Annotated in this window: 9 protein-coding genes; all 9 read right to left on the bottom strand. The window is 43.8% G+C overall.

Features of this window, described 5'->3' with window-relative positions; genetic code table 11:
• Window positions 1-310, bottom strand: a 310-nt coding sequence (locus tag DSM465_RS0117300; protein WP_029761895.1) for an N-acetylmuramoyl-L-alanine amidase family protein, incomplete at its 3' end; no start/stop codon positions are given.
• Window positions 307-720, bottom strand: a complete 414-nt coding sequence (locus DSM465_RS0117295; RefSeq protein ID WP_029761894.1) for a phage holin family protein — start codon at window positions 718-720, stop codon at window positions 307-309. The genes DSM465_RS0117300 and DSM465_RS0117295, both read right to left, overlap by 4 nt.
• Window positions 721-926: 206 nt before the next feature.
• Window positions 927-1310, bottom strand: coding sequence for a hypothetical protein (locus DSM465_RS0117290; RefSeq protein WP_029761893.1), 384 nt, complete (start codon window positions 1308-1310; stop codon window positions 927-929).
• Between the two features lie 11 nt (window positions 1311-1321).
• Window positions 1322-1945, bottom strand: coding sequence for a hypothetical protein (locus tag DSM465_RS0117285; protein ID WP_029761892.1), 624 nt, complete (start codon window positions 1943-1945; stop codon window positions 1322-1324).
• Between the two features lie 258 nt (window positions 1946-2203).
• Window positions 2204-3982 (bottom strand): tail fiber protein, encoded by a 1779-nt coding sequence (locus tag DSM465_RS20005; protein ID WP_029761891.1) that lies wholly within the window; start codon window positions 3980-3982, stop codon window positions 2204-2206.
• Between the two features lie 13 nt (window positions 3983-3995).
• Complete coding sequence (locus DSM465_RS0117270) at window positions 3996-5414, bottom strand: siphovirus ReqiPepy6 Gp37-like family protein (RefSeq protein WP_029761890.1); 1419 nt, start codon at window positions 5412-5414, stop codon at window positions 3996-3998.
• Window positions 5415-5423: 9 nt separating this feature from the next.
• Window positions 5424-6110: a hypothetical protein gene (locus DSM465_RS0117265; protein WP_051358550.1), complete on the bottom strand. Its 687-nt coding sequence runs from the start codon at window positions 6108-6110 to the stop codon at window positions 5424-5426.
• 12 nt (window positions 6111-6122) lie between these two features.
• Complete coding sequence (locus DSM465_RS0117260; RefSeq protein ID WP_029761887.1) at window positions 6123-6992, bottom strand: phage tail family protein; 870 nt, start codon at window positions 6990-6992, stop codon at window positions 6123-6125.
• 1 nt (window position 6993) lies between these two features.
• Window positions 6994-9918, bottom strand: coding sequence for a phage tail tape measure protein (locus DSM465_RS0117255; RefSeq protein WP_080320056.1), 2925 nt, complete (start codon window positions 9916-9918; stop codon window positions 6994-6996).
• Between the last annotated feature and the right edge of the window lie 17 nt (window positions 9919-9935).

The raw sequence follows: 9935 nt of genomic DNA, 5'->3' as shown, positions 1-9935 counted from the left end.
TTTGATATGCGATTGTCGCTTGACTGACGTTGCCGTTGTAGACGTAGCTTTCGAATCCGGTTCCGCCGCCGGCATTGATATGAACAGAAAGGAAAAAGTCTGCCCCGGCCTTGTTTGCGATTTCTGCCCGCTCTTCTAACGATAAGTAACGGTCATCGGTACGGGTGTAGATGACTTGTACCCCTTCATATTCACCTAACATATCACCAATCATTTTGCCTATTTTCATCGTTAAGTCTTTTTCTCGCAAGCCATTGCCGACCGCTCCTGGATCACTTCCACCATGTCCCCAATCAATGACAAATTTCACTTTTTATCACCCTCCTTACTTTTTCCTTTCAGGACTTCAACTGCTTGCAACAGACGTTCCGGTACATCAACACCCATTCTTTTGGCGTTTTCGAAAATACTTAACAATTCGTTTGCGATATAAAAAACAACAGTGGCATCTCGAAACATATTTTTTGTTCCAAGCGCAGTATCAACTTGATGTGCAAGAGCAACCATCACAAATATCATGACTTTTTTAGCAATCCCTTTAAATCCGATTTTGCTTGACAATGTTTTTTCCAGAAACGCGGCGACTATTCCGCTCCCGTAATCAATAACACTACTCCAAAATAAAACGATAATCAATCCAACCGATTCACCAAAAATCAAACCGGCAAAGCCACCAAGAATGGCCGCGCCGGTTTTGAAAGCAACATCTAATCGTTCCAACTCAACAACCTCTCTTTCTGTAAAACGGCATAAAAAATACGCCCTTGGTTTGGCGTTTCGTTTTTGTTCATTATTTCATGCTGTTAATTACAGAAGTCACGACTTCTCTCAAATTACTTAATTGAGGTACTTGGTCAAGTGTATAAGTTCCTGCTAATACAAGGCTTACCCAAACTTTTACTAATCCACTGTTTTCATTGAACATTTTACATTCCTCCCATTTGAATTTGTGCTAATAATAATGTCAATTCTGCAATCGCTTGTTTGGTTTCCTCTAATTCTTCTGATAACGGCTTGCGATAAACCGGCTCTTGGGGCTCTGGTTCATTCGGATCAGGATACGAAAACTCTAGTTCCAATGTTTCGAGATTCACGCGGAATCCATTGCATTGTGCAAAATCCGCCGCATATTGGCCAAACTCTAACTGAATAACGCTGACTGTATCACGGACGCGCTCTTTCAGCGCCTTGTATGTTTCAAAATCTTCGTCAATGGTTGTTGGTGTGACAAAGCCAACCATTTCGCCTGTGTCAAGAATGACGTTACCTGTGGTTTTGTCGTAATAAATCCTGCGACCGATAAAATTCATACTATCACCCCTTATTCCATAGCTATCCAATTCCAGCTAGTATTCCCAGTAGCAACGGGTACTCTAAAACTTCCGTTTGTAACTTGTAACCCATAAGATTGGACTTCATAAATAACATAAACAGAATATGTTCCCGTCATTTCTATTGCATTCGCATTATTTTGGTTATTTAAATTCATTTGTTTTTTATAAGCTGTAACATAGTTTCCGTATGCTGTCCATACAAGAATAAGGCTAGGTTGAAAATTAAGTCCTGTAACTTCTATATAATAAGAATTTATACTAGAACTACCCGTAGTATTTGTTGCAAAACTTATCATAGAAGTGTTATTTATAGTCGTACCATTCGCCCACTTCTTTCCTGTACTAATCTGCCCGATTTTTGCTGCCAATGACGCGAATGTTTCTGTCGGGCTCGCAGAAACACCCTTTGCCGTAATTGCATTGGCAATTTGTGTTTTCCCGTCATTGGCAAATGTAAAAAGCTCATCAAGGACCTGATCTAATTTTGTTCCAGTAAATCTGTTATTCGGGTCCGTGATAATGACATTATTATCTTTTGTTATCGGATAAAGATTATCCCATCCGGTATTACTTGCGTTTCGCTGTGTCATTTGAATATTTTTATCTGCCATTATTTCTATACCTCCTTATACCAAAAGTCTCCTGGGCTCGGGTTAGATGGAGCTGTAGGGCTGGTCGTTATTTTCACACCACCTCCTGCGCCGATGTCATTTTGTAATTGTGAAAGTTTAGTTGGTATCTGCGAGGTGGTCGCGTATCCTACATCATTAGTGAGTTGACTTAACTTCGTGAGATTCCCTTTGTGCCAAATGTCAAACCCGTTGATTTTGAATTCAAGTCCAAATAGTTTCAACTCATCCCACTCCCTCCTATCCTATGACGACAACTCTATACTGATTGGAAGATGGTGCTGTAGCGAATAACACCTTGATATTATTAGCGTCCGTGATTTGGACATCAGCAAAAACCACATTATATGGACTGGCATTTTCACGAACAGTCACAACCACATCCTGTGTGTTTAGATTGTGCGTAATCGTGAATGTCGTCGTTGTTCCATCACCGATGGTAGCTGCATATTTTTTTGTCCTTAAAGAAAGTTGATTTGTTACGGTTGTTGCAAAGTTCGGGTCATTCCCTAATGCTGCAGCAAGCTCATTTAGGGTATCAAGTGTAGCCGGAGCACTATTCACCAAGCTGGCGATTTTTGTATCTGTGTAACTTTTCGCGTTGTTCTCGGCGCTAACCGCCCTGTCATATGCTTGTTTAACCGCATTTGCCGTTGCCGCTTGCGTTGTGCTGGTGCTTGTGACAGTATCGTTCAGTTGAACAATCCCCGCAGCAGATGTAGAAGCAGCGTTAGCCGCGATTGTTACCTTATCGTTTGTCGCATCTGGTGTGAGCGTGATTCCAGAACCAGCAACAAGCTCAAGTGTATCGGTTGGATTGTCAGCTGAAATCGTCGTTGCTCCTACCTTAACGTTAGGAAAGGCATTTTGTGCAACACCCGTAACAGCAATCGTAACTTTATCATTAGTAGCGTCTGGAGTAAGAGAAATATTTGCTCCTGCCACTAATTCAAGAGTATCTGTTTTCGAATCAGCCGAAATGGTTGTAGAGCCAACTTTGACGTTTGTGAATGCATTTTGATTGACTTCCGCACCCGCAGCAATTCCGTTCAATTTTGCTAAAGCGTCCTTGGGCATCAAACCATCACTTGTCGGCGTTGCTAATGGAATCGGATCAGCCCCGCCCGTCAAATGCTCATTCGCGTGATTCGGGAACGGATGCCAGTTGATTACTTCGTAGTATTCGAACATGACCTCACTGCCTTCTGGAAGACCAGCTGGTAGGGTTACACTAGTCGGTGAGGTCTCTGTCATGGCTTTGTCATCTTGCTTTATACCGTCTAAAAACCAAGTGATGGCGCCAGTCCCTGGTTTGTACGTACCTTTTGTGAGATTAAAAACCGTCTGTCCTGAGGAAACCGTAAACCGTTCCTGCTTGCGAATGAAAGAAGCAGGATTGTCATTAGCATTTAAAGTCCCGTCAGGTAAGATTGTTAAGTTCGCACCAACTTTGATTCCACCGAGTTGCGTTGGAGAAGCGATCGGCGGTGTGAACGTGGACGGCTTTCCAGTGATAGCAGACCAATCTATCGTGTCTTGACCGCCCATTTGTGTCCATGTATTTGGTGCGGTATCTTTATAGATTTTCTTTGTGTCTGTTGCAAAGTACACCATACCGCTACCCGTTGCAGATGGGCGATCAGCCTCTAACCCCTGTTTGATTTCAGGAAGACCGGCAAGTTTATTCTTTTCTGCTGTTGTGTATGCCGCTTCAATCGCATCAAGGACAGACTTATTAGCGTGACTGTGCCGCTTATTGATTGCATCGTTGGCGTTAGCAGAAAGATTATCATCATCAATCTTTGAAGCCGAAGCATTGAGTAAAGATATGATTGAGTCACCCGTCAGAACTTGCCCGAGATCAACCCATCCAGTTCCGTTGTAGCCGTAGAACTTTTTATCTGTGCTATTAAAATAAATTTGTCCTGCCACTGGATTCGCCGGTGCAGTTGCCAGGTTTTGAATGCGCGCGTTTTGTAATTCATTTTTTGATAAATCAATATTCGTTAAGAATTTCAAGCCTTCTCACCCCTTAAACTAAAATAGCCTTTCCTGAAAACGCTGCGGAAAAGCTAATTTCTGTGGTATTCAGTGACGTATGTTTCACATCACCAACTACAACATTTCCCGCGCTATCGGTCACAGTGACAGAAGGATATTTGTTCAAATTATGAGTGATGACCCACAGACTACTAGGCGTGAGCTGTTCATGGATAAATGATTGTGCCGCAGGAATATCATCCGCAGTAATATAACCAGCATCATTTTCAAGCTCCGAAAGCTTTGTTGGAACGTTTGTTTTAATAGGTTTTTCTACCATCGGAGCATCGATTGTCTTTTTGATGCGTTCGATCAAAGTCGGCATAGTATTCCCGAACGTCGCTTCGAGACGAAATCCACCAGGCTCATAGATTTCCTTGACTTCTGTGATCGGCGTATCTAATGTAATTCCCCATTTTTTGTCTTGCACAGTTACGATGTCGCCTAGGTCCCAATCTTTTTCATAAACGAAAGGACCATACGTAAGGATCTCCGATTCAAAACTCAATATTTTTTGCATTTCTTTAAGTTTCTGTTGTCCTCTATCAATAAGTTGTGCAATTACTACCTCATCCGGAAGTGGAACTTCTTCCTGTTCACCTTCGTCGTTGGTCTCTTTCGTCGTTTCAGCAACATCCCGTGCATCAATAAATGTTTCAATCCTTTCGAGCCCAAAAGTGTCTCCTACCTCAACAACTCTACGTTCTTCTTCCTCTCCTTGTCCGCCTACATATCCAAAATTTTTGTAATTTATTGCACTGTCCGTGAATGTTTGATTTTTAATATTGTCGAAATCAACTGAAAAGATCACAGGTGGCAGTGTGTTTTGAGATGTTGTCAGATTTCTTGGTTCATAAACTTCAAAAACCCATTTTTGTTGCTGTAAGTCTAAAAAAATGTCCCATCCGATTCCGGCAGAAAACGAAATAGACTCCAGCTCGTCAACTAGGTTTTTAAAGCGCGATTGCCAATCGACAATCGGTCCGCGTTGCAAATCATCGGCAATGACAAGGTTGGGAATGATTCGGTTTGGATCAACTGACTCAACAGCATTTTGACGGACGTAATGTTTCAGGGCAGTTTCTGCATTCGCCTTTATCTTGTCGTATGCTTGCCCAACAGGTGGAACAGTAATTCTTCGGCTCAAAATCCCTTGAAGCGTGTAACCCTTAATCATCAATTGTTCTGTATTTTCTCGATTTAATTCACGGTGGAGAATAACTCCAACTTTACGCGGACTCAAAACAATGAGATTGTCTTCTTGCAACGTGTCCGTCAAATTTTTGTTTGCGTTAATGTGTAATTCAAATTCTCCTGGCTTACGGAAACGACGGATGAATTGCAAGCTTTCATAATCATCTATCTCACCAAGAAATTGAAACGATGGTGTCAATATGCGAATCGGTTGCATGTCCGTCACCTACACTGTTTTAAGCCATATGTCGCCAGCGATTGCATTAGAAGGCTCAGCGCTACCTGTTAATAACCTAGCTCCGATTTGATTCTGAATACCGTTGAACCAGCTTTCCCAAGCCGCTTGATAGTCTTCTTTTTTCTCGTTCATTTCAGCCATCCATGCATTCCATTCATCCAAAAATTGCTCTGTCGGTACAGTGATTAAAGATGAAACAAGACCGGCCACATTCGGGTCAAGACGTTCATCTTTCACATTGCTAATCGTCGTTTTTCCTGCTTCGATTCGGACTTGCGCCAAGCTAATTTCATATACAATGTCATCACGTTGAAGAGCTGGAGGCTGTGGATTCGTAGCAGGTGTACCCTTTTTTACAAAAGCTTTGATATACCGAGCGTTTAAGCTCCGATCTAACCGCAAAACAATGCGATCTATTCTTGTGTTTGTTGGATCTGCGGCTTCGTGAGTAAAAATAATATCCTCTGTGTTGCGGTACATGAATCCCTCGATATAAGCTGAACCCGGTTCCAGCTTTGTTTGCATTCCGGATACATGCGATACTCTTAATGCCGGAACATTGTTCGTGTGATAAATTCCATTTGATAAAAATTGCTTAAAGTACGTTGCGAATTGCTCCATGTCATATTTTCTATCGCCGTTAACACTATTAAAAAACAAGTATTCTTCTGCCATATTCCCACCTCCCTACACGCTCAAATAACGATTGCGCCATGTGATTTTTACTGCAGCTCGTTCATAGTCAGCGCCTGTTGAGTAGTCCAATAGGTTGTTCCCAGGGATAAGTTGAAAAAACGTGCTGTCCAGTGAAATATAGTGAAACGCGTTTACTTCAGTTCCGTCAGCTAGCACCTTTGTTACTCTCTTTTGGCCAAAAGCAGTACTAATTTCTAACCGTTCCCCAGGCAAAAGACTTTGATTTACCTCGATAAATTCGCCTGTGGTCACATTAACAATCCGAATCGGAGCTGTAGCAGGTCCATGAAAGGTCACGAAAATAGGTGTTTCTACATCGCCGTCATTGAATAGAATTTTTGCTTTATTAGTAGATTGCTGTGCAAAGAAAGTAGGAAGTTCCAACGGGAATTCGAGACCGCCTTCCCACACAACAAGCTGATCGACTTTTTCTTCTGTTAGCCAGAACGGAGAAGGGCATAGCAAATTAACAAGCGCCTTTTGGAATGTTGGTCCTCGATTTTCCTTCCCACTCGGAAAAACCGGAACACCGTCTGGAACAGCTTCTATTTCTCGAATGGTTTCACCGTTTTCGTAGCGAAGTACGCCTTTCCCTAGTTTCGGATTGAACACAGAGGCAAGATATTGTCTTTGTTGTAATAGTGTCGGTTTGTCCGCTGCTAGAATCGCAATCTCCAATGAGATAGCGCGTTCTTGCAAGACCGAATCAATGTAGGTCGAGCCATCTTGAAATGGGGCCTTCTGTGTTTGAATATCAGCGTCCACATCACCAAGTCCGTCAATGGACTGCAAAAGAAAAGGAGCTGATGATTTCAGCTCCACGGATTGTCCTCTTGAGTTTGTAAAGGTGATTCGCTGCATATCATAGCCCCCATTCCATTGCAAGTTGCCGCGAGACTTGGAGATTTTTTCGAGCAACTTCAGATGGCGTTGGCGCAGTTGAGTGGAAATGGAAGTGTTGTTCTATTTTTGCGCCGGCCATTTTTGGAACGTTAATAGTTGCCGTAGCAGGGACGACAGCACCCGAATATCCTGCGACATTCGGAATCGCCGCCTGTGCCATTCGATTCGTTGCGGCAATGACGGCGTTGATGTTCTTCTCGATACCTTCTGCGAGCCCTAACGGAATCCATTTACCAATTTCATCACGCATGACACGGGATGGGGAATGGATGTCGAGTGCATCACGCAACGCATTTTTCACAGAGTCGGCGATCGACTTCACCTTTTCCCAGAGAGCACTAGCCATTGATGAGATACCGTTTATGAGACCCTGAATGATATTGCGTCCAATTTCATACAGATCAATACTTGAAAGAAATTGTTTTGCACTATTCCAAATATCTACAATCGTTTGCTTTGCTGCCGTCATTTTCTCAAAAACAGCGTTTTTCATGTTTTCGAAACCGTTTCTGATTGTTGTTTTGATATTTTCGACTGTTGTAGAGAAGAAGGATTTGATTCCTTCCCAAATAGATGAAATTGTGCTTTTTACCGCATTAAAAACAGACGATGTCGTACTTTTAATCGTATTCCATGCGGTTGTTACATACCCTTTCGCTGCCTCAACTGCGCCTGAAAAAACTTTCTTAATGCCTTCCCAAATGTTTGAGAGGGCGTTTTTCATGTTTTCAAAAATGGCTTTCGCATCGTTTTTCAGACCTTCAAAATCACCTGTTACAAGGTCGACAATGAGAAGGACTGCACCAAGGAAAATGTTTTTAATCGCCTGCCACACGCCGCTAAAGAATTGTTTCAATCCATTAAAAATTTGTTGCAATCCGCTTTTCATACCGTTAAACAGGTTAGTAATCCCGTTAATGAAAGGCATAATAATAGCAAGTACTGCACTTTTAATAGCATTCCATACAGTGACAGTCACTTGCTTGATTGTTTCCCATGTCGCGCTTGTTGCGCTTTTAATATTGTTCCATGCGTTGTTAAAGAATTGTTTAATACTTTCGAGTGTTTGGCTAAACCAGTCCTTAATCGCGCCCCATATTTCGATTGCTTTTGCTTTGATTGTGTCCCAATTTTGATAGATCGCAACACCAGCTGCTACCAATCCGGCGATAGCAGCTACAGCGATTCCGATTGGTCCTGTGATTGCTGCTATTGCTGCGCTAAAAACTCCTGCCATTCCTCCCGCTGCTGCAATAGCGCCAGATACCGCACCAAACGCCGCCGTAAGGGCTCCGATTCCACTTGCTGCTGCACCAATAATAGCAAGTAACACACCGATAGCTGTACCTATACCGGCAAGCACTGCCGCTACCGCCGCCGCAGTGGCAATAAATTGTTGAGTAGAAGGTGACAAGTTATTAAACCAGTTAATAAGTCCTTGCAATGCCTCTGCAATCTTTTGAATAGCCGGAGCCAATGCGTTTCCGATCGTAATCTGTGCTGTTTCAAAGGCCCCCTGCAGTTCCTCCAGCGAGCCTTTCAAGTTGTCTTTCATTTTTGCCGCCGCTTCTTGTGATGCCCCGGCGGAATTTTGCAATGATTTCGTGAGTGCATCTAGTTTTTGCGGTCCGGCTTCTACTACAGAAAGCATTCCGCTTGCTGCTTCTGTACCAAAGATAGTAGACAGTGCAGCAAGCTTTTGGGCGTTGCTCATTTTTTCGGTACTTTTCGATAGCTGGGCAATAATCTGGTTGAACGGAAGCATCTTTCCGCTTGAATCTGTAATACGGACGCCCAATTCTTTCAACATAGCTGCTGCTTCTTTCGGTGGGTCAGACAAGCGAATGAGGGCAGCGCGCAGGGTAGTTCCGGCCTGCTCACCACGAATCCCCGCATTTGCCATGATCTCCGTAGCCGCACCAAGCTGTTCTAGCGAGATTCCCAACGTCCGGGCAACAGGTGCCGCGTATTTAAAGGTATATTGCATATCCTGAATGCCAGCCGCTGAATCATTTGCTGCTTGTGCAAGAACGTCTGCCACCCTAGCCGCTTCTGCCGCCTCAAGACCGAAGGAGTTCAATGCCGCTGATACGGTGTCAGCAACAAGCGCCATATCTTCGCCGGACGCCTCAGCTGCCGCAATGATACCCGGCATGGCCGCTAGAATCTGATTCGTGTTGTATCCCATTGCGGCCATAATCTCCATGCCTTGCGCCACTTCAGTAGCTGACTTGGAAGTGGACGCACCAAGGTCAAGGGAGGCCTTCTCTAATTTCTTCAATTCTGATGGAGTAGCTCCGGCGATGGCGCCAACGCGGTCAATTTGTGCTTCAAAGTCCATCGACTTTTTGACGGCGAACCCTAATGCGCCACCAATCGCTGTAGCCGCCGCGCCCATCGACGTGGCCATGGATTGCCCGACAGACTGCATTCGTTGACCAACATCACGCAGATTATTTCCGACAGAGGATAGCCGTTCTTGCATCTTCCCCCATGCAGTCGTGTGCTTGTTGATAGATGCATTTGTTTCGTCGAGCTTGCTTCGCAAGTTGTTCAATTGTCCTTGTGTTTTCTCAATCTCGCGTTGAAATGCTCTGTATTGCCCTTCGCTGATTTCCCCGCGCCGGAATTGCTCATTGACTTGCTGCTGTACCGATTTCAAGCGATTCAATTTCTCGCTTGTGTTCTCTATTTGTTGAGCAAGGAGCTGTTGCTTTTGAGCCAAAAGGGTCGTGTTGGATGGGTCGAACCGGAGCAAACGGTCGACTTGTCGCAACTCACTCTGAATATCCTTGCTCTTTTTGTTGACGTCCTCTAGGGCTTTCCCTAGCTTCGTTGTGTCGCCTGAAATGACAACGTTTATGCCGCGCACTGTTTCAGCCATATTCTCACCACCTTTAC

This window comes from Geobacillus thermodenitrificans subsp. thermodenitrificans DSM 465, from assembly GCF_000496575.1.
Lineage (GTDB): Bacteria > Bacillota > Bacilli > Bacillales > Anoxybacillaceae > Geobacillus > Geobacillus thermodenitrificans.
Note: the sequence above shows the minus strand (reverse complement) of the source record. Positions and strands in the feature narration are given on the sequence as shown.